We start from the raw sequence: 21,016 nt of genomic DNA, 5'->3' as shown, positions 1-21,016 counted from the left end.
GTATTGACTGCAGAGCGCAGCTGCAGGCGCCCTTGGCGGCTCGGTAAGTTGAGTCGACAACACGGCCGCTCATGCAAGCCAGCATGACGCCCGCCTACCGCAACGCCAGTGTGCGGCCCCTTCGCGTTGGATCACCGATCAGCTACATACGACGCCAGCCGCCTCGGCTTGTTATCCGCCTGCGCAAGCGCTACATCTGCATCTTTCCGGTCCTGGCGTCCTCCATGTTGCAGTCATCCCGATCCGGTCCGCCTGCCCTGTTGCGCCGGTTGCTGCTGCTGACCGCACTGGTGGCCCTGGTTGCCGGCTGCCACCCGGATGCCGGCGCGGCGCTACCGGCGCAGCAAGACGCCAGCGACGCGCAGGTCGATCCGGTCGACCAAGCGACGCTCACCAGCGCGCTCACAACGTTGGCGCCGCAACGCCCAGGCGTCACCGATCTGTATGTGGTGGGCTTTGCCGGCGATGCCAGCGACGACGTCTTCCGCAATGAAACGCTCTACCTCAAGCAGCTGTTCGAGCAACGCTTCGACGCCCGTGGCCGCGTGATCACGCTGGTGAATCACCCGGACAATCTCGGCGAGCGCCCGTACGCACCGCTAGCCACCTACGACAATCTCTACGACACGCTCGCGGCGATCGGTAAGCGCATGGACCGCAAGGAAGACGCGCTGCTGCTGTTCGTCACCACGCACGGCACCGAAGACCACACGCTGTATGTGCAGGTCGACCAGAACGAAGAAGATTTCATCAGCCCGCAGGATCTGCGCAAGGCGCTGGACGATGCCGGCATCGGCAACCGTGTCATTGTGCTGTCGGCGTGTTATTCGGGCGGCTTCATTCCCGCGCTGCGCTCTGCCACCACGCTGGTGCTCACCGCGGCACGTGCCGACCGCCCGTCATTCGGCTGTGGCAACACCTCCAACGCCACCTACTTCGGCCAGGCCTGGTTGATCGATGCGATGAACCAGGTGGCGGACCCAGTGGCGGCGTTCGATGCAGCCAAGGTGGCGATCACTGCACGCGAAAAGGAGGACGGCGAGCTGCCGTCATTGCCGCAGCAGTCGGTCGGCAAGGATATCGGGGCCGTGCTGGCGCGCTGGCGTGCCGGGTTCCAGCCGGGGCCGGCGCTGGCATATCCGTATCCGCCGGTCATTGCCGAAGCCGCGGATGACGCGGTCGCCGATCAGGGCGACACCCCCGCCGACACCAAAGACGCTGCGCCCTCCAAGCCTGCGCAGCCCACGGTAGCGCCGCAACCGAAGCGTCCGTGATGCGCTAAAGGTTGCGACTAATTCTCATTACGTCACCGGCGGCCGCGCATCTTTAGACTTGCCGGGCCAGCCAGCGACACGCCAGCCAGCACCGATCCCCGCCAGCGCGCCCATCGCCTGCCAGCCCGGATCCAAGACGCCTCCCTCGTGGAGGCGTTCGCGTTTGTGGGGTGCGCCCTGCGCGCCGAACTCAGGGCGTGGCGCGCTCCAGGCGATAGGTGGTGCGCGCGCTTTGCACGCCGGTAGGCAAGGTGGCACGCACATCGACGGTATGCGCGCCGACCTCCAGCGTGGTCGGCAATGCGCCCCGCCATAGATGCGTGGAGGGCGTGGCCTCCGGTGAGCGGTCGTACCCCCGCAGCTGCTCGGCTGCATCGTCGCGCGTGTTCTCGGCGAGCACGCGTGGATCGGGCCGCTCCACCCGCTTCATCGGCTGCCAGGCGCCGCCGTCGATGCGCATCTCCACCGGCGTTTGCGCATCGCCGATGAACACGTTTGCGTACACGCCCCAGGCCGCATACGCGCCCTGCCGCAACACCTTGGGTGCACTCAGCAGCAACTGCGCATCGTCCGGCGCACGCGCGGCGTGATACGCCAGCGTGTAGTCGCCACCCGGCGCTACCTGCAGCACCGCATAACCGTTCGGGGTGCCATCGCTCATGGTGGCATCCGGGATGCCGTCGGCGTCCTTGACCCCGGACCAGAACGCGCCACAAGCCGCGCCCACGTTGTATTCGTGCAGCGGACGCGCGCCCTGCCAGCCTTCATCGGCGCCGTGCGCCGCCTGCCGCTGGGTATGGCTGTGTGCGCTCAGCACCAGCACGTGCGGGAAGTCCTTGAGCAACGCAAACAGGCGACGCCGATCGGCATGGCGAAACGTCTCCTGCCCGGGCGCGGCATCGAACAACGGGATATGCAGGCCCAACACCACCAGGCGCTCGCGCGGCAGCTGCGCCAGGTAGGCCTGCAGAAAGGCGAATTGATCCTCGCGCAGGCCGCCGACGTACGCCGGCTTGGCGCCCGGCGTATAGATCACATCGTCCAGAAACACGAAGCTCGCGTTGGCCTCTTCCACCGCATAAGTGTCCGGGCCATAGATCGCGCGCCAGCTGTCCAGTGATTGCAGGTCATCCCGCGCATCGAAGTTGAGGTCGTGGTTGCCCGGCACATGGAACCACGGCACGCCCAGCTGCGTGGTGACCTTGTTCAAGGCCGGGTACAGGCTCAGATCGTCGCTGACGATATCGCCCAGCGTGGTACCCAGGCGCGCGGGGACCTTGCCGACGATGGGCGCGACGATATCGCGGCGGTAGTAGTCCACATCGGCCAGGCTGGCGGTCTGGCTGTCGGCAAACACCAGCATCTGGAAGCCGCTTGCCTGCGCGGCGACGCGCGGGGTCAGTGCGAAATTCCAGTTGCGGGCGTTGGTGCCAGTGGCAGCGATGCCGCTGTATTTGCGCTTGGGCGAGCCCTTGGGCGCGTAATGGCGCCAGAACCCGGGCAAGCCATCGGCATCGGGAACGAAACTGCGATCGCCCGGCTTGATCACAAACACGGTCTGGCCCTCGCGCACCGGCAGACGGTAGCGGCCCTGCGCGTCGGTGCGCACCAGCTGCTGCCCATTGGAGACGATGACATCGGCAAGACCAGGCTCATCACGGCCCCGCCCCGGCGTGCCGTCGCGCTCTTCGAACACCAAGCCATCGACCACGACATCGCGCGCATGCGCAGTGCCTGCGAGCAGGCCCAGGGCCAGGAGAGCGAAACGAAGCTGCATGGGTGTTCCCGCGATAACCAGCCGTAATTGTAGCGGGGCCTGCTGGGCCACCGCAGTGTCGGGTGGGTAGGTCATCACGACGCGTGGGGGTGTCTGCGCGATGAGATGTCGGATCCGCAGTGCGTAGGAGCTTGGGCGAGCCCTTGGGCGCGTAATGGCGCCAGAACCCGGGCAAGCCATCGGCATCGGGAACGAAACTGCGATCGCCCGGCTTGATCACAAACACGGTCTGGCCCTCGCGCACCGGCAGACGGTAGCGGCCCTGCGCGTCGGTGCGCACCAGCTGCTGCCCATTGGAGACGATGACATCGGCAAGACCAGGCTCATCACGGCCCCGCCCCGGCGTGCCGTCGCGCTCTTCGAACACCAAGCCATCGACCACGACATCGCGCGCATGCGCAGTGCCTGCGAGCAGGCCCAGGGCCAGGAGAGCGAAACGAAGCTGCATGGGTGTTCCCGCGATAACCAGCCGTAATTGTAGCGGGGCCTGCTGGGCCACCGCAGTGTCGGGTGGGTAGGTCATCACGACGCGTGGGGGTGTCTGCGCGATGAGATGTCGGATCCGCAGTGCGTAGGAGCGCGCTTGCGCACGATGAGGCGTTATCGGTAACGCCCATCGCGCGCAAGCGCGCTCCTACGACGTGCATTAGCTACCACGCGAATCACCTTGTGCCGGGATTTCCAACAGCGCCATTGCATTGACCAGGCCCAGCCGCGCGCGTCAATGAGATGCAGTGCACAGCGACGAGGAGCTGAGTGCAATCAGATCTGCGGCAGCCCAGCTCTACGTAGGAGCGCGCTCGCGCGCGATGAGGCGTTATCGGTAACGCCCATCGCGCGCAAGCGCGCTCCTACGGGGTGCACTAGCTATCACGCGAATCACCTTGTGCCGCGATTCCGGCGACGCCATTGCATCGCACAAGCCTAGCGGTGCGCAGCAACAAGAGGCGCTGCGCAGCGACGATGCGACTGGCTGCGATAAGGTCTGTGGCAGTCCCGCTTTGCGTAGGAGCGCGCTTGCGCGCGACGAGGCGTTATCGATAAAACCCATCGCGCGCAAGCGCGCTCCTACGAGATGCTTTGGTGGGCGATTACTTGTGCCGCGATTCCAGCAGCGCCACTGCATCGCCCAGGCCCAGCCCGCGTGCGCGCAGCAGCACGATCAGGTGGTACAGCAGGTCGGCGGATTCGCCCAGCAACTCGGCGTCGCCCTGCACTACGCCGGCCAGCGCGGTTTCCACGCCCTCCTCGCCCACCTTCTGCGCAATGCGGCGGATGCCTTGCTCAAACAACTTGGTGGTGTAGCTGCCATGCGGGCGCTCGTGCTCGCGCTCGGCGATCAAGGCGTCCAGGCTGCCGAGGAACTGGCTGGGCGCGGTCGGGAAGCAACTGGTGCGGCCCAGGTGGCAGGTCGGGCCGTGCGGACGTGCCTGCACCAGCAAGGTGTCCGCATCGCAATCGGTTTCGATCGCGACCACGCGCAGCACATTTCCCGAGCTCTCGCCTTTGGTCCAGAGGCGCTGCTTGCTGCGGCTGAAAAAAGTGACCTCGCCACGCGCACGCGTCACCGCAAGCGCCTCGGCGTTCATGTAGCCCAGCATCAGCACGCGCAGGTTGTCGGCGTCCTGCACGATCACAGGCAGCAAGCCGTCGCCCTTGTTCCAGTCCAGCGCATCGAGCGCATCGCCCGCGGCCGTAGTTTCACTGCCCATCACGTACCTCGATCTGTTGCGCACGCAGGAAGCGCTTGAGTTCCGGAATCGGAATTGCGCCGCTATGGAAGACACTGGCCGCCAGCGCACCATCGGCGTCGGCCTGGTCGAACACGTCGGCGAAGTGCTGCATCTCGCCAGCGCCGCCGGAGGCAATCAGCGGTACCCGGCACAACGCGCGCACCTGGCGCAGCTGCGCAATATCGTAGCCATGCCGGACCCCGTCGTTATCCATGCAATTGAGCACGATCTCGCCCGCACCCAGTCGCTGCGCCTCGGCCACCCAGTCCAGCGTGCGCATCGGCAGCGCCTGGGTCTTGCTTGGGTCGCCGGTGTAGCGGCGGACGCGCCACTGCCCGTCCTCTTCGCGGATCGAGTCGATGCCGACCACCACGCATTGCACGCCAAAGGCGTCGGCCAGCTCGGAGATCAGCTGCGGCCGCCCCAATGCCGGCGAGTTGATGGAGATCTTGTCGGCGCCGGCATGCAGCACCGCACGCGCGGTTTCTACATCGCGGATGCCGCCGGCCACGCAGAACGGGATGTCGATCAGGCGCGCAACGCGCTCGACCCACGCATAGTCCACCGAACGCCCTTCCGGGCTGGCGCCAATGTCGTAGAACACCAACTCGTCCGCGCCCTGGTCGCGGTAGCGCATCGCCAACTCGACGATGTCGCCCATGTCGATGTGGTCGCGGAACTTGACGCCCTTGACCACGCGGCCATCGCGCACGTCCAGGCAGGGAATGATGCGACGGCTCAGCATGCCAGTGCGTCCTTCAGATCCAGATGACCTTCCAGCAGCGCCTTGCCGAGCACGATGCCGGCACACCCAGCCGCCTTGGCCGCGGCCACGTCGGCCAGATTGCGCGCGCCACCGGAGACCTGCACCTGCAACTGCGGCGCCAGTGCGCGCAGATGCGCATACAAGCCCATGTTGGGGCCGGACAGCATGCCGTCACGCGCGATGTCGGTGCACAACAGATGCTGCAGACCGGCCTGCGCGTACTGCGTGGCCAGTTGATCCAGCGTGGCCTCGGCGGTTTCGGTCCAGCCATGCACCGGCAGTTGCCATACGCCCGCTGCGTCCTGGCGTGTGTCCAGCGCGATGGTCAGCCGATCGGTGCCGAATTCCTGCAGCCAGCCGATCACCGTGGCGCTGTCGCGCACGGCCAGCGAGCCCACCACTACACGCGCCGCGCCGGCATCGAGAATGCGCGCCACATCCTCGCGCGAGCGCACACCGCCACCGGTCTGCACCTGCAGGCCGGTCTGACGGCTAATCTGACCGAGCAGCGCGGCCAAGGTGTAGCCGCCGGCCTTGGCCGCATCCAGATCCACCAGATGCATCCACTGCGCACCGGCGTCGGCAAACGCCTGCGCACGCGGCAGCACATCGTCGCCGTAGCGGGTTTCGCGGGCGTAATCGCCTTGCAGCAGCCGCACCACGCGGCCGTCGCGGATGTCCAGCGCGGGGTAAACGGTGAAACTCATGGGAAGCTCATCTCAAGAAAATTGCGCAGGATGCGCGCGCCGGTGTCGGCGGAACGCTCGGGGTGGAATTGCGCGCCGCACCGCAAGCCGCTCTGCACCACCGCGGTGAACAGCCCGCCGTGGTCGCAGGCGGCCACGGTGTCGGCGGTGACTGGCGCGGCATAGCCATGCACGAAATAGGCGCTGGCACGCTCCGGCAATCCAGCAAGCAGCGCGGAGTCACGCATCGGCACCAGCTGGTTCCAGCCCATGTGCGGTACGCGAATGCCAAGCGCCGGCGTCATGTGCCGCACGATGCCCGGCAGCATTCCCAGGCAGTCCACATCGCCTTCTTCGGAATGCTCGAACAACAGCTGCATGCCCAGGCAAATACCGATCAGCGGCACCTGCAATTGCTGCAGCGGTTCAATCAGGCCCTGCGCACGCAGGCGCGCCATGGCCTCCGGCGCTGCGCCCACGCCCGGCAGGATGACGCGCTCGGCGCCCTGCAGGCCCTGCGCATCACGCACCACGCGCGCTTCCACGCCCAGGCGCTCGAGCGCATAGCGCACCGAGCCCAGATTGGCACCGCCGGCGTCGATGAGCGCGAGATCGGTCATAGCGCCCCCTTGGTGGATGGCAACGCGGTGCCCTCGCGGCGGATCGCCTGGCGCAGTGCACGCGCCAATGCCTTGAAGCAGCCTTCCACCTTGTGGTGATCGTTCTCGCCGCGCACGTGCAGATGCAGATTCAATCCGGATGCATCGCACACCGAACGGAAGAAGTGCGGCACCAGCTCGGTGGGCATGTCGCCAACGCGCTCGCGTTTGAAGTCGCCGTCGAACACGAAGTATGGCCGGCCGCTGAAATCCAGCGCAGCACTGGCGATGGTTTCGTCCATCGGCAAGGTAAAGCCGTGCTGTGTGGTGTCGCCCGCTACGCGCCATGGGCTGTCGTCCGGATCAAAGCCATAGCGGCCAATACCGCGCTTGTCGCCCAAGGCTTCGCGCAAGGCCTGCCCCAGCGCCAAGCCAGTGTCTTCGATGGTGTGGTGCTCATCGATGTGCAGGTCGCCTTCGGCGCGGATATCCAGCGCAAACCCGCCGTGCTTGCCGATCTGCTCGAGCATGTGATCGAAGAACGGCAGCCCGGTGGCGGTGTGCGGTTCGGCCACGCGGTCCAGGTCGAGCTCCACGCGGATGCGGGTTTCCTTGGTATTGCGCTGGACCACCGCGCGGCGCGGGGCATCGGCCAGTTCGTGTGCGATGCCGGCCCAGTCCCAATCGCCGCCGAACTGCTCGGTGCGCAGCTGGAACCCGCGGATGTTGAGGTTCTGCGCGAACTGGATGTCGGTGATGCGGTCGCCCACCATCGCCGAACGGCTCCAGTCGATGGTGCGGTCCTGCAGGTACGGCACCATCAGGCCAACGCCCGGCTTGCGCGTCGGCGCGTTGTCGGCCGGCCAGCTGCAGTCGATCAGCACTTCGCGGAACACGATGCCCTGGCTGGCGAAGATCTGCAGCATCAGGTTGTTGGGGCCGTCGAAGGATGCCTGCGGATAGCTCTCGCTGCCCAGACCGTCCTGGTTGCTGACGATGACGAACTGGTAGCCGGCATCGCGCAGCTTGAGCATGGCCGGAATCACGCCGTCGACAAAGCGCAGCTTTTCGTAGGCGTCGATCTGGAAATCGGCCGGCTCGGTAATCAGCGTGCCATCGCGGTCGACGAAAAGAATCGGGGTCATGCGGCCTCCTGCTTGCGCTGCAATGCGCCCAACACACGGTCATTCTGGTCGGGTGTGCCGATGGTGATGCGCAGTGCATCGGACAGGCGCGGCACCGCGCGTTGATCACGCACCACCACACCCGCTTCGAGCAGCGCCTGGAACGCTGCTTCGGCGTCGTCGAAACGCACCAGCAGGAAGTTGCCCTGCGAGGGGTAGACCTGGCGCACGCCGGCCACCTGCACCAGCGCGGCATGCAGGCGTGCGCGCTCGGCACGGATCTCGGTCACCCGCCGCTGCGTCACCGCCAGCGCAGGTGCAGACAAGGCCTGCTCGGCCATCACCGCGCATGGCGTGGGTACCGGATACGGCGCCTGGCAACGGCGCAACAACGCGATCAGCTCGGCATTGGCGATCAGGCTGCCGATGCGCGCAGCCGCCAGCGCGTGCGCCTTGGACAAGGTGCGCAACACCGCCAGATTGTCGTAGCGCGCAAGCAGGCCAATGGCCGAGGGCACATCGGAGAACTCGCCATAAGCTTCATCCACCACCACCACCGCCTTGCCCTGCAGCGCCTGCAAGGCAGCTTCGATTTCGGCCAGCGGGATCGCCGAGCCGGCTGGGTTGGACGGCGAGCACAGGAACACCAGCTTGGCCTTGGCGTCCAGCGCGGCCTGCACGATCGCCGGCACATCGGCATGCAAACCGTCCGCCCCATCCACCAACGGCACTTCGACCAGCGGCGCGCTCTGCAGGCGCGCGCACACCGCATACATGCCGAACACCGGCGGTGTGACCACCACCGCATCGCGCTCGGGCACGCACAGGCCACGCACCAGCAGATCGATGGCCTCGTCGCTGCCACGGCCGATCAGCAATTGCTCGGTCGCACACCCATACAGCTGCGCCAGCGCCGCACGCAGGCCCTTGGGCTGCGGATCAGGATAGCGACGCGTGCTGGCGTCGGGATCGGCCGGATTTCCCCAGGCCGACTCGTTAGCGTTGAGCCACACATCGCCTTGCAATGCACTCGTGCGCGCCGACGCATAGCCTGCAAATGCGCGCAGATCGTCACGCACCAGATCCATTACCGATGCCGTGCTCATGCGGCCACTCCCATGCGCAGCGCCACCGCGTTGGCGTGCGCATCCAGGCCCTCGGCGCGCGCCAGAATCACTGCGCATGCGCCGATTCCATCGATACCGGCCTTGCTCGCCGCCTGCACGCTCACCATGTTCTGGAAGCTGGCCACGCTCACGCCGCTATAGGCACGCGCCGCACCGCTGGTCGGCAACACGTGGTTGGTGCCGCTGCAGTAATCGCCCAGTGCTTCGGGCGTGTAGTCGCCGAGAAATACCGAGCCGGCGGCCTCCACCTGCGCCAACCACGCACGCGGCTCGCGCAAGGCCAGGATCAGGTGCTCCGGTGCATAGCGGTTGCTGATCTCGAACGCGTCCTGCAGCGTCGCCACCTTGATCAACCGCGACTGCGCCAACGCCTGGCGCGCGATGTCGGCGCGCGAGAGTTGCGCCAGTTGCAGGTCCAGTTGCTCCTGCACTGCGGTAATCAATGCATCGCTGTCGGACAACAGCAGTACTTGCGAATCCGGGCCATGTTCGGCCTGCGACAACAGATCGGCCGCGACAAATGCCGGTTGCGCGCCGGCATCGGCAATCACCAGCACCTCGGACGGGCCGGCCGGCATGTCGATCGCGGCCGCGCCGGATTGCGCCACCTGCTGCTTGGCTTCGGTAACGAAGCTGTTGCCCGGGCCGAACAATTTGTCGCAGCTGGGAATGGAGTCGGTGCCATAGGCCATTGCCGCAATCGCCTGCGCGCCACCGAGCTTGAATACTCGGCGCACGCCGGTGAGTTGCGCGGCCACCAGCACCGCCGGGTCGACACTGCCATCCTTGCGCGGCGGCGTGCACAGCACCACTTCGCGGCAGCCAGCCAGCCGCGCCGGCACGCCCAGCATCAAGGCGGTGGACGGCAACGGCGCGCTGCCGGCCGGCACGTATAGGCCCACGCGGCCGATCGGGCGCACGATCTTTTCGCAGACCACGCCAGGTGCGGTTTCCACCGCATAGCCTTCGCTCATGCCGGCGCGGTGAAAGGTGTCGATGCGCGCCACGGCGTCCTGCATCGCCTGGCGCAGTTCCGGCGCGATGGCGGCATCTGCCGCGGCAAATTCGGCATCGCTGACCGCAAAGCTCTCCAGCGTGACGCCGTCGAAGCGTGCGGTGATCTCGCGCAGCGCCACATCGCCACGTGCACGCACATCGGCGATCAGGGTGGCGACCGCCTCGCGTGTCTGCGTGGCGACGGTCTGCACCGGGCGCGTCAACGCCTGGGTGCGTGCGTCTGCAGTGAGTTGGGTCCAATCAAGCGTGTTCATGCGAGCGAGCGCTCCACCGTCAATACCATCAAGCCTTGCGCACCTGCGCGTTCCAATTCTTCCAGGCGTTGCCAGGTCACCGCGCCGTGGCACATGGTCTGCAGGCGCAAGGCGCCATTGCCGTCGTCGGGCAACTGCACCAGCGGGTCGGCATCGGGCAGCAAGCGGCGCAGCGCATCCACGTTGCCTTGCTCGGCGCGGAACATCAGCAGCTTGCTGTCGCGCAGCTTGAGCACGCCATCCATGCGCCGCAGCAGCATCGCCAGCAGCGCCGCGCGCGCATCGGCCGGCTCGCGCACGGCACCAGCCAGCACCGCCTCGCTTTCCATCACCAGCTCGACCGGCTTGAGCTGGTTGGCGGCCAGCGTCGCGCCGCTGGAGACCAGGTCGCAGATCAGATCGGCCGTGCCCAGGCGCGGCGCGATTTCCACCGAGCCGGAGAGCTCGACCACCGATGCGTCGATGCCCTGGCGCTCCAGCCAATCGGCCAGGATCGCCGGGTAGCTGGTGGCGATGCGCTTGCCCGCCAGCTGCGCCACGCCCTGCCAGCCCCACTCTTCCGGCACCGCCAGCATCAGCCGGCACTGGCCGAAACCGACCCCGCGCACGGCGTGATACGCGGCCGGCAGGCCAGCGCGACGACGCGCCGATGCCTGCTCGTCCAGCTCGTTCTGGCCGACGATGCCCAGGTCGCAGACGCCATCGGCGATCAGGCCCGGGATGTCGTCGTCGCGCACCAGCAGCAGGTCCACCGGCAGCGATTCGCCGTAGCAGAACAATTTGTCGCGGCTCTGCCGCCAGCTCAGCCCGCAGGCGGCCAGCAGGCTGCGCGCCGGCTCGGCCAGGCGGCCGTTTTTCTGGATGGCAATGCGCAACCGGTCACGTGCCGGTGCTGCCGTGGAAGCACTCATCTTGTTCTCTCAGTGGGATTCGACAGGGCGCGACGATTGCTCGCGCAGGGCCGCGGCATAGCCGCCGGCGCCGTGTTCCAGGGTGCGCGCGACACGCCCGATGGTGGTGACGCTGACCTGGGTCAGGTCATGGATCTCGCGATACGGCACGCCCTTGACCAGCAACGGCACCACCCGCCAGCGGTCGGACATGGCTTCGAGTTCGGCCGGCGTGCACAGGTCACGCAGGAAGGCCTCGACGGCGCCGGGCGCCTCCAGGCAGGCCAGTGCCTCGGACAGCATCTTCAGCGAGGCGGCGACATCGGTACTTTCGCGGGGAGCAGGTCGTTGTTTCATCGCGTTAATGTAATAGCGTGTTAGTACATTAGCGCAAACGGGGCCATGAGGACAAGCGGGCGAACTTGCGGTGTTCATGCAGAGCGCCCTGCACGGACGCGCCCTGGTATCGCTACCGCAGCGCCACCGCCACCGCCACCGCCACCGCCACCGCCACGCATCCTGCCCCGAAAACGAAAGCAGCCGGCCAGATCGCTCCGGCCAGCTGCCCGCAACGCCCGTGCAATGGGCGCGATCAGTTCGCCGCGATCCCCGACACCAGCATCGCCTTGGCCTGCTCCAGCTCCACCTGCAACGTGCTGGCCAGCTCGTCGCGGGCCACGTCGAACTGCTGCTCGCGCACCAGGTCCTTCACCGCCACCACGCCACGCGCCAGCTCGTCGTCGCCGGCCAGCACCACAAAGCGGATGCCCGCACGCGCGGCGTACTGGAACTGCTTGCCGACCTTCTTTGGCTCCATCTGCACTTCGGTATTGATGCCGCCAATGCGTAGGCGGCGCGCGATATCCAGCGCATCATCCAGGCGCGACTCGTCCATCAGCGCCACCATCGCGTGCACGCTGCTCTCGGCGATCCCGGCGATCAGGCCGGCCTCGCGCAGCTGCCAGAACAACCGCGTCAAGCCAATGGAAATGCCCACGCCCGGCAGCTTGGACTTGGTGTAGTGGCTGGCCAGGTTTTCGTACCGGCCGCCCGAGCAGATCGAGCCGATCTGCGGGTGATCGGTCAGCGTGGTCTCGTAGACGGTGCCGGTGTAGTAATCCAACCCACGCGCGATCGAGAAATTCAGGCAGTAGGCGGTCTCGGGCACGCCCAGCGCCTTGACCAGTTCCAGCACCTCACGCAACTCGGCAATGCCCTCGCCCAGCGTTACGCTCGCGCCCACCGAGGTCTCCAGCGCCTGCAACTGTGCCAGCGCATCGGCATGCCCGTTGGAGCGCACCGCCACGAAGGCCAGAATCTTGTCCACCTGCGCGGCCGCAATGCCGAAGCCTTCGCCGGCCAAGGTGTCGCGCACGTACTCGGCGCCGCGCTTGTCGATCTTGTCGACCTCGCGCAGCACCGCCAGCTGCAGCTCGCCCTCGGCCACGCCCAGGCTTTCGAAAAAGCCGCGCAGCAGCTTGCGGTTGTTCAACTGCACCTTGAAATCGCCAATGCCCAGCTCGGCGAACACCGCGTGGATCACCGCCAGCACTTCGGCGTCGTAGCGGATGCTCAGCGCATCCTTGCCGATCACGTCGATGTCGCACTGGTAGAACTCGCGGAAGCGGCCACGCTGGGCGCGCTCGCCGCGGTACACGCGCTGCATCTGGTAACGGCGGAACGGAAAGCTCAATTCGTGCTCGTGCTCGGCCACATAGCGGGCCAGCGGCACGGTCAGGTCGAAGCGCAGCGCCAGCTCCGGCAGGCCGCCACTCTCGGCGCCCTCGTCGGCAGCCGCGGCGGCATTGGCCAGCGCGCCGGTGGACTGCACGAAATACACCTGGCGCTCGGTTTCGCCGCCGGATTTGGTCAGCAGCACATCGGAGAGCTCGAACACCGGGGTTTCCACCGGCAGGAACCCGAACCGCTCGTAGTTGCGGCGGATGACGTCCAGCATGCGCTGGAACGCGATCTGCTCGCGCGGCAGCAATTCCATGATGCCGGGCGGCGTACGGGGCTTGATCACGAGCGAAACTCCTGCGTATCGAGTGGGGCGAACGCGCAATTCTACCGGCTGGGCGGCCGTGCTGACCGCATGGCGTATCATTCGCCGCGTCCCAGCAGTGCGTGGCCCATGTACCGGCAGCTTCCAGACCCCAGCGTGACCTGCCCGGCCCCGGCCGAGGCCACTGGCGCCACCGCCCGTGACTCCGAATGCGCGTTGTGTGCGGTGCGCGGCCGGGCGATCTGCGCGGCGCTCTCGGAGCAAGAGATGGCCGCGCTGGACCAGGCCACCAGCGCGCAGGCCTATGCCACCGGCAGCGCGCTGGTGCGGGCCGGCGAGGCGCGCCACCACGTCTACACCGTGACTTCCGGGGCGCTGCGCATGGTGCGCACCCTGGCCGATGGGCGACGCCAGATCACCGGCTTCGTGCTGCCCGGCGACTATGTCGGGCTCACCGAAACCAGCCACCATCGCCACGATATCGAAGCCATCATCGACAGCCGGGTCTGCCGCACGCCGTTGGCGCAGATGCGTCAGCTCCGCGAGCGCTACCCAAGCCTGGAACGCAAGTTGTTGCAGCGTGCTGGCATGGAACTGGCCGCAGCGCAGGACACCGGCCTGCTGCTGGCGCGCCTGCAACCCAGCGAACGGCTGGCGCACTTCCTGCTGCGCCTGGCCGCACGCTCCACCCGCCCGGGCGCATCCGGCGACACCGTGGCGCTGCCGATGAGCCGCAGCGACATCGCCGACCATCTCGGCCTGACCATGGAAACGGTGAGCCGCACCTTCACCAAGCTCAAGCAGCAGCACCTGATCGCCCTGCCCCAGCTGCATCTGGTGCAGATCCTGGACTACCCGGCGCTACGCAAGCTGGCCGGCGACGAGGTCTGAGCCCGGCCGCCATGCGCTGGCGGCGAAACGGAGCGGGCAAGCATCGCAATCGCTGGCTGCGACATCTCCGGCAACGCCAGCCGCAGCGCCCCTAGCGCCCACCCACGCTGGCAACGGCAGCGCCGCAACCGCCACTCAACAGGCGCGATTGGCGCAACCAGGCACGGTCCGGGTAATAGGCGAACACGAAGGCGCCTTCGCGCAAGGTATCGATCAACTGTTTGGCCACCGCCGGCCGTACCGCCGGGCACCCCAGGCTGCGGCCCAGCCGGCCCTGGCTGCGGATCACCGCTTCGCTGACATACGGCGCACCGTGGATCACGATCGCGCGGTCGCGTGCATGGTCGTTGAAGCCAGGCTCCAACCCCTTCAGGCGCAGCGAGTAGCCGTTGTGGCCGGTGTAGGCCTCCTGCGCGGTAAAAGCGCCAAGGCTGGACTGGAAACTGCCGTCGTCGTTGGAGAATTTCGCAGCCAGGTTGTTGCCGGTATTGCGCCCATGCGCCACCCACTCTTCGAACAACAGCCGCTGGCGGGCCAGATCGAACACCCACAGCCGCCGCTCGGTGGAGGGGCGGCTGTAGTCGATGACGCTGAGCACCCGCTCGGTGCCCACCTGCTGGCGTTGACGCGCGCATTGCAGGGCTTCGGTGGCCAGGGCCAGGACCTGCCGGTCCAGCGCCGGTGCCTGGCGGGCCAGTGCATCGACCAGGCCTGCCTGCGGTGTGCCCAGGGGCGACACAGGCGAGGCAGCGATGGCGTCGGCGGCACCCGCCGTGCCGGCTGTTGCCCATCCGCACAGCGCGGCGGCAACGGCGATCAATCGATAAGACATGCAACAACCCACAGGGACGCGGTGCCACGTGGGCCCGCACCCCCTAGAGATAGCCGCATCCGGCCCGGTTTCCAACCCCGGCTGGCTGAACGTGTTCGGTCAGGGCGCATCCGCGAGCAGACGCTGCCGGAACGCCAGGTAGTCCGGTGCCAGCGGTTCGGCATGCGCCGGACGCTGCAACAGCGCCGCCAGCGCCGGCGGAATCTCCACCGCGCGGCCGATCAGTGGCTCCACCACCGCCTCGAACTTGGCCGGGTGCGCCGTGGCCGCCACCGCCCAGTCGCCGGTGCCGCCCTCGACCCCTTCCGCGCGCAATTGCTCCAGTACGTGCACGGCGGTGGCGGTATGCGGGCAATGCACCTCGCCGTAGCGTGCGAAGCGTTGCTGCACGGTATGGCGGATCGCCGTGTCATCCACCGACAGCGCACGGAACGCCTCGCGCAGGGCCGCATCGTCGCCGTCATACAGCCAACGCAGGCGTTCGAAATTGCTGGGTGCACCCACGTCCATCGCGTTGGCCACGGTGGCCACGCTGGGTTGCGGTGCGTAGTCGTCGCCGGCGAAGTAGTCGGGCAACACATGGTTGGCGTTGGACGCCAGCACGATCTGGCCCAGCGGCACGCCGAGCGCGCGTGCCAGGATCGCGGCCAGGCCGTTGCCCAGGTTGCCGGTGGGCACCACCAGGTTCAATGCGGCCCCGGAGCCAGCGTGGTGCTGCAGCGCTGCGTGCGCGTAGTAGCTCATCTGCGGCAGCAGCCGCCCCAGGCTGATGCTATTGGCCGAACTCAGCGGCAGCTGCGCCTGCAGCTCGCCATCGTTCAAGGCCTGCTTGACCATGGCCTGGCAGTCGTCGAAGGTGCCGGCCACACGCAATGCCTGGATGTTGTCGCCGAAGCAGCCCAGCTGATGCGCCTGCCGGGGCGACACGCGGCCATCCGGATACAGCACCACCACCCGCAGGCCGGGCTGCCGATGGAACGCCGCCGCCACGGCCGCGCCGGTATCGCCGGAGGTAGCCACCAGAATGGTCAGCGGGCGGTCTTCGGCGCGCCGCAGCCGCGTCAGACAAGCGGCCAGAAACCGCGCACCAAAATCTTTGAAGGCCGCGGTGGGGCCATGGAATAGCTCCAGCGCGTAGTCGCCCGGCGTGGCCAGCGGCACCAGCGGCGCCGGGAAATCGAACGCTTCGGCGCAGATGGCCGCCAGCTCGCCTGCCAGCGCGTCACCTTCGAAGAACGGCTGCAGCAGTGTGGTGGCCGTGTCGGCCAGCGTTGCGCCGGCCTGCAGGGTGCGCGCCGGCGGCAGGGTCTGCGGCACGTACAGGCCGCCGTCCGGGGCCAGGCCGGCGGCGATCGCCTGGCTCAGGCTCACGGCAGGTGCGGCGCCACGGGTAGAGATGAACATCATGCGGACTCCAGGCAGAGCGGAAACGGGCCAGCGCCCACCAACGAGAAAGGCGGATGCTGCGGGTGAGCGGCGGCATTGGACATCGCGGCGCGCCGCCAGGCGGTCGCACGGGGTTGCCGGCGCGGCGCTATGCTGCGCGCACCTTCCCGTGGAGCCCGCAAATGATCAAGGTCAGTGTGATGTACCCGTACCGCGATGGCGCCCGCTTCGACCACACCTACTACAGCGACACCCACATGCCGTTGTTGAGCGCGCGCATGGGCGCGGCCTGCCTCAGCTACACGGTGGACAAGGGCATCAGCGGCGGTGAGCCCGGCAGCACGCCGCCGTACATCGGGATGTGCCACATCTTTTGCGATTCGGTCGAGGCCTTCAACGGCAGCTTCGGGCCGCACGCGGCCGAGATACTTGCCGATATCGCCAACTACACCGATCTCGCGCCAGTCATGCAGATCAGCGAAGTGGTCGTGGGATGAACATGCCATCGCGGTGCGTGCATGCTGCGCGCACCGCTGATGCTTGATCGAACAACGCGTGCGCTGGCTCATGCAAGCAGCCGTGCCGCGGGGCTGTTAATCGGCGTCACCCAGGCCTGGCTGTCCAGGCCCACGCCGGCGAATGCGGCCTGCACCGCCGGCGCCGCCGCCGCGGCAGCCGCGCGGGTTTCGAACCAGGCAAACACGCTGGGGCCGGCACCGGAAATACTGGCGCCCAGCGCAGCATGCGCAAGCGCAGCCTGTTTCGCCTGCGCAAAGCCGGCAATCAAGGGCGCACGCCGCGGCTCGACCAGCACATCGCGCAGGCCGGCACGGACCAGGTCCGCATCGCCGGCATGGCAGCCGGCCAGTACCAGCGCCAGGTTGGTGCTCTGCGCCACGAACTCGCTCAGGCGGTAGTCGCCAGCCAGGGCTTCGCGCGCGCGGCGGGTTTCCAGCACTGCCTCCGGATGTACCACCAGGCTGTGCCACGCCTCCGGCACTGCGATCGGCACCAGCCGCTCCAAGGTGCACAGCACCAGCCCGCCCAGGAACAACGGCCCCAGGTTGTCGCCATGCCGGCTGCCACTGGCCACCGCTTCGCCATCGAGTGCGTGCTGATAGAGCTGGTCGGTGCTGATAGGTGTGTCCAGCAAGGCATTCGCCGCCACCAGCGCAGCCACGCACGAGGCAGCGGAGCCGCCCATGCCCGAACTCAAGGCGATGCCCTTGTCGATCTCCAGTTCAAAGCCGAACGGCAGCGCCAATGCCGCACGCAGCGACATCAACGCCGCGCCGGCGGTGTTGCGCTCGGCCTCCAGCGGCAGCGCCACGGTGGTGCCGCGAATGGCGGCAATCCGCACCACCGGCGCGTCGATGCGGCGCACGGTCACGGTGTCGCCCACGCCATCCAGCGGGTAGCCCAACAGGTCGAAGCCCACCGCCACGTTGGCCACCGACGCCGGCGCAAATGCGCGCGCCTCGCGCAGCCCACGCGCGGTGGGCACGGCGTGGCTCATGTCCACCATCTGATTCACAAGCGCGCCCCCTCGCCTGCCGCCACGCGCAGCAGATCGGCAAACACGCCGGCCGCGGTCACTTCCGGCCCTGCGCCCGGGCCTTGCACCACCAATGGGTTCTCGCAGTAGCGGCGCGTGGTGAACTGCACCACGTTATCGGTCAGGCGAAGATTGGCGAACGCATGGTGCGCAGGCAATTCCACCAGGCCCACGCTGGGCGCGCGATCTGGCGGCAGTTGCGCGACATAGCGCAGCACGTTGCCGCGCGCATGCGCGTCGGCCAGCCGCTGCGCAAAGCCGGCGTCCACTGTCTGCAGCTGTGCCATGAAGTCATCCACGCTGGCCTGGCGCAACGCCTCGGGCACCAGGCTTTCCACGCTGACATCGTCCAGGCTGATCGCCCGCCCCGCCTCGCGCGCCAGGATCACCAACTTGCGCGCCACATCCACGCCGGACAGGTCATCGCGCGGGTCTGGCTCGGTGTAGCCCATGCCGCGCGCCTGCGTCACCAGCTCGGAGAACGGCACGCTGCCGTCGTATTTATTGAACAGCCACGCCAGCGTGCCGGAGAAAATGCCTTCGATCGAGGTCACTGCATCGCCGGTATCGACCAGGTCGCGCAGCGTGGTGATCACCGGCAGGCCGGCGCCGACCGTGGCCTCGTAGCGGAAGCGCGCACCGCTGGCATCGGCGGCGGCACGGATCGCCTCATAGCGCGCCAACGGCCCGGAGCCGGCCTGTTTGTTCGGCGTCACCACATGGATGCCGGCTGCCAGCCAGCCCGCATAGCGGTCGGCCACTTCCGCACTGCCGCTGCAATCGATGATCACCGTATGCGGCAGGTGCGCGGAGAGCAGATGCGCGGTGAAGCGCTCCAGATCGGTGGGCGTAGACGCCGCTGCAAATGCATCGCGCCAATCGCCGGTCACGCTGCGCTCTTCCAGCAACATGCGCCCGCGCGACACCACGCCACGCAGGCGCAGATCCAGGTTGGCCTTGCCGAGCAGTTGCGGCTGCGCGGTACGCAGCTGATCCAGCAACGCCGCACCCACATTGCCCGGCCCGATGACACCCACCGAGAACGTCTGTGGCGACAACCAGAAGCCGGCATGCGCCGCGCGCAAGGCCTTGGTGGCATGCGCCGCATCGATCGCCACCGAGATGTTGCGCTCCGAAGAGCCCTGCGCAATCGCCAGGATATTGACCTGCGCGCGGCCCAGCGACTCGAACAGCCGCGCCGCCACACCGGGTTGCCCGGCCATGCCATCGCCCACCGCCGCCAGCACGCTGATGCCGGTGGTCAACTGCACGCGCTGCACCTGGCCAACCGTGATCTCGTGCGCAAATGCCTGCAGCAGCGCATTGCGCGCACGCTCGGATTCATGCTGCTTGACCACGCAGCAGATCGAATGTTCCGACGAGCCTTGCGAGATCATCACCACCGACACCTGCGCCGTGCGCAGCGCCGCGAACACACGCTCGGCCGTCCCCGGCACACCGATCAGGCCGGTGCCTTCCAGATTCAGTACCGCCAGATCCGGGCTGAGCGTCAGCCCCTTGATCGGCCCGCTCACCGCACTGCTGGCGGTGATGCGCGTGCCCGGATGTTCGGGTTGGAACGTATTGCGGATGATGATCGGCAAACCGCGCTCGATCGCCGGCGACATGGTCTGCGGATGCACGACCTTCGCGCCGAAATAGGCTAGCTCGCAGGCTTCGTCGTAACTCAGGGTTTCCAGCTGCACCGCCTCGGGCACCACGCGCGGATCGGCCGAGAGCACCCCATCCACGTCGGTCCAGATGTGCAGCTCGTGAGCATCGAACAAGGCCGCGAAGATCGCGCCCGAATAATCGCTGCCGTTACGCCCCAGCGTGGTGATGCGGTCGCCGCGATCGCGCGCGACAAACCCGGTGACCACCACCCGCGTCTGCGGATGCGCCTGCCGCCAGGTGTCCAGCCGCTGCGCGCTCACCGCCCAGTCCACATCCACGCCCAGCTCGCCACGATTGACCACCAGCACATCGCGTGCATCCAGCACTGCGCAGTCTTCGCCCAGTGCACGGAAGTGGTCGCCGAGCAGCTGCGCGGAATACACCTCACCCAGCCCCTGCACGCGATCAAGCACTTCGCGCGGCAGCTCGCCGATGACTGCAAGCGCCGCAAGGATCTGTGACAGATGCTCGAAGCGCTCGTCCAGCCACTCCACGGTGGGCCCGGAATGCTCGCCCAGCAACGCCACCGCCGCACCGCGATGGCGCGCACGCGTTTCATGCCAGCGCTCGCGCCACTCTGGACGATTCTGCGCGGCCAGTTCGGCCAGCTCGATCAACGCATCAGTCACGCCTTTCATCGCCGAGACAACCGTCACCTGCACGGTCTCATCGCGTGCCAGCAACAGCTGCGCCACATGCCGGTAACGCTCGGCATCGGCAACCGAGGTGCCACCGAATTTATGCACCACGGTGCGGGCGGAAGGCGTTGGGACAGCGGCGGGTTCAAAAGAAACGACAGGCGATGACATCGACAGACCTCGTTGGGAGGCCCCGTCCGCTTCAGGTGAGAGAGGGAGACCCCCGCATCCTGATCCGGGTGCGGGGCCGTTGTTTTCGGAAGTTACGCGAAGACGACGGACCGCACCGGGCGAATGGTGGCGGTGGTAATGGTGGTGGTAATGCCGGCCACGCCCGCACCTGGCCGCATCGGCGGCATCACGGGGCAAGCGGTGGCGAAGGCGTTACGCATGCATCCAAAAGACATCACCGGGGTGAAGCCTGTCAAGCAGGCCGGGTTGCAAGCGCTGCGCGCCACGCCACGTGCATGCAGAAAGCCTTGCAGGACAAAGATTTAAGCAAATCCACCACAAGCGATTGATTGCTATGGAAACTTTTCTGATGGGCGCGGAGTCGATCGCTGCGCAACTTGGCAGGTGTGAGACCTGGCTTCGGGCGTCGCTTCTGGCGGCTTGGTCGCGCGCTTTACAGAGCTCGCTTCTAGCGAATGCGTCGCTCGCTTCACAGCAGAGTTAGGACTTCGGCGGTTCCGATGATCTGATGCAGGTCAATGAGGGCCAGCGGCAAGCAATGACTCTGGACGTCAGGGACGACGACACGCCAGCTGAGCATTTCGAGGTCTTTCCCA

18 protein-coding genes and 1 pseudogene are annotated in these 21,016 nt (G+C 67.2%); 3 read left to right on the top strand and 16 right to left on the bottom strand.

All coding sequences use genetic code 11. From position 1 onward, the window contains the following. Positions 1–224: 224 nt before the first annotated feature. The gene (locus XCC_RS09470) at positions 225–1,274 is read left to right on the top strand and encodes a C13 family peptidase (RefSeq protein WP_019237693.1); all 1,050 of its coding nucleotides are present in this window, start codon (positions 225–227) and stop codon (positions 1,272–1,274) included. 190 nt (positions 1,275–1,464) lie between these two features. Here XCC_RS09470 and XCC_RS09465 read toward each other — a convergent pair whose 3' ends face one another. The 12 genes and pseudogenes from XCC_RS09465 to hisS form a co-directional block, all read right to left on the bottom strand. Next, positions 1,465–3,051: a calcineurin-like phosphoesterase C-terminal domain-containing protein gene (locus tag XCC_RS09465; RefSeq protein WP_011036986.1), complete on the bottom strand. Its 1,587-nt coding sequence runs from the start codon at positions 3,049–3,051 to the stop codon at positions 1,465–1,467. A gap of 130 nt (positions 3,052–3,181) precedes the next feature. After that, positions 3,182–3,499: pseudogene (locus tag XCC_RS09460) on the bottom strand (metallophosphoesterase N-terminal domain-containing protein); the annotation flags it as partial. 643 nt (positions 3,500–4,142) lie between these two features. Continuing rightward, positions 4,143–4,763: a bifunctional phosphoribosyl-AMP cyclohydrolase/phosphoribosyl-ATP diphosphatase HisIE gene (gene hisIE, locus XCC_RS09455; protein ID WP_011036985.1), complete on the bottom strand. Its 621-nt coding sequence runs from the start codon at positions 4,761–4,763 to the stop codon at positions 4,143–4,145. Further along, positions 4,753–5,529 (bottom strand): imidazole glycerol phosphate synthase subunit HisF, encoded by a 777-nt coding sequence (gene hisF, locus XCC_RS09450; protein WP_011036984.1) that lies wholly within the window; start codon positions 5,527–5,529, stop codon positions 4,753–4,755. The genes hisIE and hisF overlap by 11 nt, the downstream gene beginning before the upstream one ends. Next, a complete protein-coding gene (hisA, locus tag XCC_RS09445; RefSeq protein ID WP_011036983.1) occupies positions 5,523–6,257 on the bottom strand; it encodes a 1-(5-phosphoribosyl)-5-[(5-phosphoribosylamino)methylideneamino]imidazole-4-carboxamide isomerase in 735 nt (244 codons plus the stop codon). Before hisA ends, hisF begins: the two co-directional genes overlap by 7 nt. Then, complete coding sequence (gene hisH / locus XCC_RS09440; RefSeq protein WP_011036982.1) at positions 6,254–6,856, bottom strand: imidazole glycerol phosphate synthase subunit HisH; 603 nt, start codon at positions 6,854–6,856, stop codon at positions 6,254–6,256. The genes hisA and hisH overlap by 4 nt, the downstream gene beginning before the upstream one ends. Next, positions 6,853–7,980, bottom strand: coding sequence for a bifunctional histidinol-phosphatase/imidazoleglycerol-phosphate dehydratase HisB (gene hisB / locus XCC_RS09435; protein WP_011036981.1), 1,128 nt, complete (start codon positions 7,978–7,980; stop codon positions 6,853–6,855). Before hisB ends, hisH begins: the two co-directional genes overlap by 4 nt. Then, positions 7,977–9,065: a histidinol-phosphate transaminase gene (hisC, locus tag XCC_RS09430; RefSeq protein WP_011036980.1), complete on the bottom strand. Its 1,089-nt coding sequence runs from the start codon at positions 9,063–9,065 to the stop codon at positions 7,977–7,979. Before hisC ends, hisB begins: the two co-directional genes overlap by 4 nt. Then, positions 9,062–10,357 (bottom strand): histidinol dehydrogenase, encoded by a 1,296-nt coding sequence (gene hisD, locus XCC_RS09425; protein ID WP_011036979.1) that lies wholly within the window; start codon positions 10,355–10,357, stop codon positions 9,062–9,064. The genes hisC and hisD overlap by 4 nt, the downstream gene beginning before the upstream one ends. Beyond that, positions 10,354–11,268, bottom strand: coding sequence for an ATP phosphoribosyltransferase (hisG, locus tag XCC_RS09420; protein ID WP_011036978.1), 915 nt, complete (start codon positions 11,266–11,268; stop codon positions 10,354–10,356). Before hisG ends, hisD begins: the two co-directional genes overlap by 4 nt. A 9-nt stretch (positions 11,269–11,277) precedes the next feature. Beyond that, entirely contained in the window at positions 11,278–11,604 is a 327-nt protein-coding gene (locus tag XCC_RS09415) for a YerC/YecD family TrpR-related protein (protein ID WP_011036977.1), read from the bottom strand. A gap of 235 nt (positions 11,605–11,839) precedes the next feature. Further along, positions 11,840–13,273, bottom strand: a complete 1,434-nt coding sequence (gene hisS / locus XCC_RS09410) for a histidine--tRNA ligase (protein WP_011036976.1) — start codon at positions 13,271–13,273, stop codon at positions 11,840–11,842. 204 nt (positions 13,274–13,477) lie between these two features. Between hisS and XCC_RS09405 the strand changes: the two genes are divergently transcribed. Continuing rightward, positions 13,478–14,143, top strand: coding sequence for a Crp/Fnr family transcriptional regulator (locus XCC_RS09405; protein WP_029628971.1), 666 nt, complete (start codon positions 13,478–13,480; stop codon positions 14,141–14,143). A gap of 91 nt (positions 14,144–14,234) precedes the next feature. On the opposite strand, the gene XCC_RS09400 is transcribed toward XCC_RS09405, so the two are convergent. Together XCC_RS09400 and thrC are read right to left on the bottom strand one after the other, a co-directional pair. Further along, positions 14,235–14,975, bottom strand: a complete 741-nt coding sequence (locus tag XCC_RS09400) for a murein L,D-transpeptidase catalytic domain family protein (RefSeq protein WP_011036974.1) — start codon at positions 14,973–14,975, stop codon at positions 14,235–14,237. A 99-nt stretch (positions 14,976–15,074) separates the two neighbouring features. Continuing rightward, a complete protein-coding gene (gene thrC / locus XCC_RS09395; RefSeq protein WP_011036973.1) occupies positions 15,075–16,379 on the bottom strand; it encodes a threonine synthase in 1,305 nt (434 codons plus the stop codon). Between the two features lie 164 nt (positions 16,380–16,543). Between thrC and XCC_RS09390 the strand changes: the two genes are divergently transcribed. Further along, positions 16,544–16,858, top strand: a complete 315-nt coding sequence (locus tag XCC_RS09390; protein ID WP_042598957.1) for an EthD family reductase — start codon at positions 16,544–16,546, stop codon at positions 16,856–16,858. A gap of 68 nt (positions 16,859–16,926) precedes the next feature. On the opposite strand, the gene XCC_RS09385 is transcribed toward XCC_RS09390, so the two are convergent. Next, a complete protein-coding gene (locus XCC_RS09385; protein WP_011036971.1) occupies positions 16,927–17,895 on the bottom strand; it encodes a homoserine kinase in 969 nt (322 codons plus the stop codon). Next, a complete protein-coding gene (thrA, locus tag XCC_RS09380) occupies positions 17,892–20,399 on the bottom strand; it encodes a bifunctional aspartate kinase/homoserine dehydrogenase I (protein ID WP_011036970.1) in 2,508 nt (835 codons plus the stop codon). The genes XCC_RS09385 and thrA overlap by 4 nt, the downstream gene beginning before the upstream one ends. Between the last annotated feature and the right edge of the window lie 617 nt (positions 20,400–21,016).

Source organism: Xanthomonas campestris pv. campestris str. ATCC 33913 (assembly GCF_000007145.1).
GTDB classification, from domain to species: domain Bacteria; phylum Pseudomonadota; class Gammaproteobacteria; order Xanthomonadales; family Xanthomonadaceae; genus Xanthomonas; species Xanthomonas campestris.
The sequence above is the reverse complement of the archived record's forward strand: the minus strand, read 5'-3'. Positions and strand labels throughout refer to the sequence as shown.

Coding starts and splice junctions, on each gene's coding strand:
- hisD (WP_011036979.1), bottom strand. CDS start 10,357: ATGAACACGCTTGATTGGACCCAACTCACTGCAGACGCACGCACCCAG.
- thrC (WP_011036973.1), bottom strand. CDS start 16,379: ATGTTCATCTCTACCCGTGGCGCCGCACCTGCCGTGAGCCTGAGCCAG.
- hisF (WP_011036984.1), bottom strand. CDS start 5,529: ATGCTGAGCCGTCGCATCATTCCCTGCCTGGACGTGCGCGATGGCCGC.
- thrA (WP_011036970.1), bottom strand. CDS start 20,399: ATGTCATCGCCTGTCGTTTCTTTTGAACCCGCCGCTGTCCCAACGCCT.
- XCC_RS09415 (WP_011036977.1), bottom strand. CDS start 11,604: ATGAAACAACGACCTGCTCCCCGCGAAAGTACCGATGTCGCCGCCTCG.
- hisB (WP_011036981.1), bottom strand. CDS start 7,980: ATGACCCCGATTCTTTTCGTCGACCGCGATGGCACGCTGATTACCGAG.
- hisIE (WP_011036985.1), bottom strand. CDS start 4,763: ATGGGCAGTGAAACTACGGCCGCGGGCGATGCGCTCGATGCGCTGGAC.
- XCC_RS09400 (WP_011036974.1), bottom strand. CDS start 14,975: ATGTCTTATCGATTGATCGCCGTTGCCGCCGCGCTGTGCGGATGGGCA.
- XCC_RS09470 (WP_019237693.1), top strand. CDS start 225: ATGTTGCAGTCATCCCGATCCGGTCCGCCTGCCCTGTTGCGCCGGTTG.
- hisG (WP_011036978.1), bottom strand. CDS start 11,268: ATGAGTGCTTCCACGGCAGCACCGGCACGTGACCGGTTGCGCATTGCC.
- XCC_RS09465 (WP_011036986.1), bottom strand. CDS start 3,051: ATGCAGCTTCGTTTCGCTCTCCTGGCCCTGGGCCTGCTCGCAGGCACT.
- hisA (WP_011036983.1), bottom strand. CDS start 6,257: ATGAGTTTCACCGTTTACCCCGCGCTGGACATCCGCGACGGCCGCGTG.
- XCC_RS09390 (WP_042598957.1), top strand. CDS start 16,544: ATGATCAAGGTCAGTGTGATGTACCCGTACCGCGATGGCGCCCGCTTC.
- hisC (WP_011036980.1), bottom strand. CDS start 9,065: ATGAGCACGGCATCGGTAATGGATCTGGTGCGTGACGATCTGCGCGCA.
- hisH (WP_011036982.1), bottom strand. CDS start 6,856: ATGACCGATCTCGCGCTCATCGACGCCGGCGGTGCCAATCTGGGCTCG.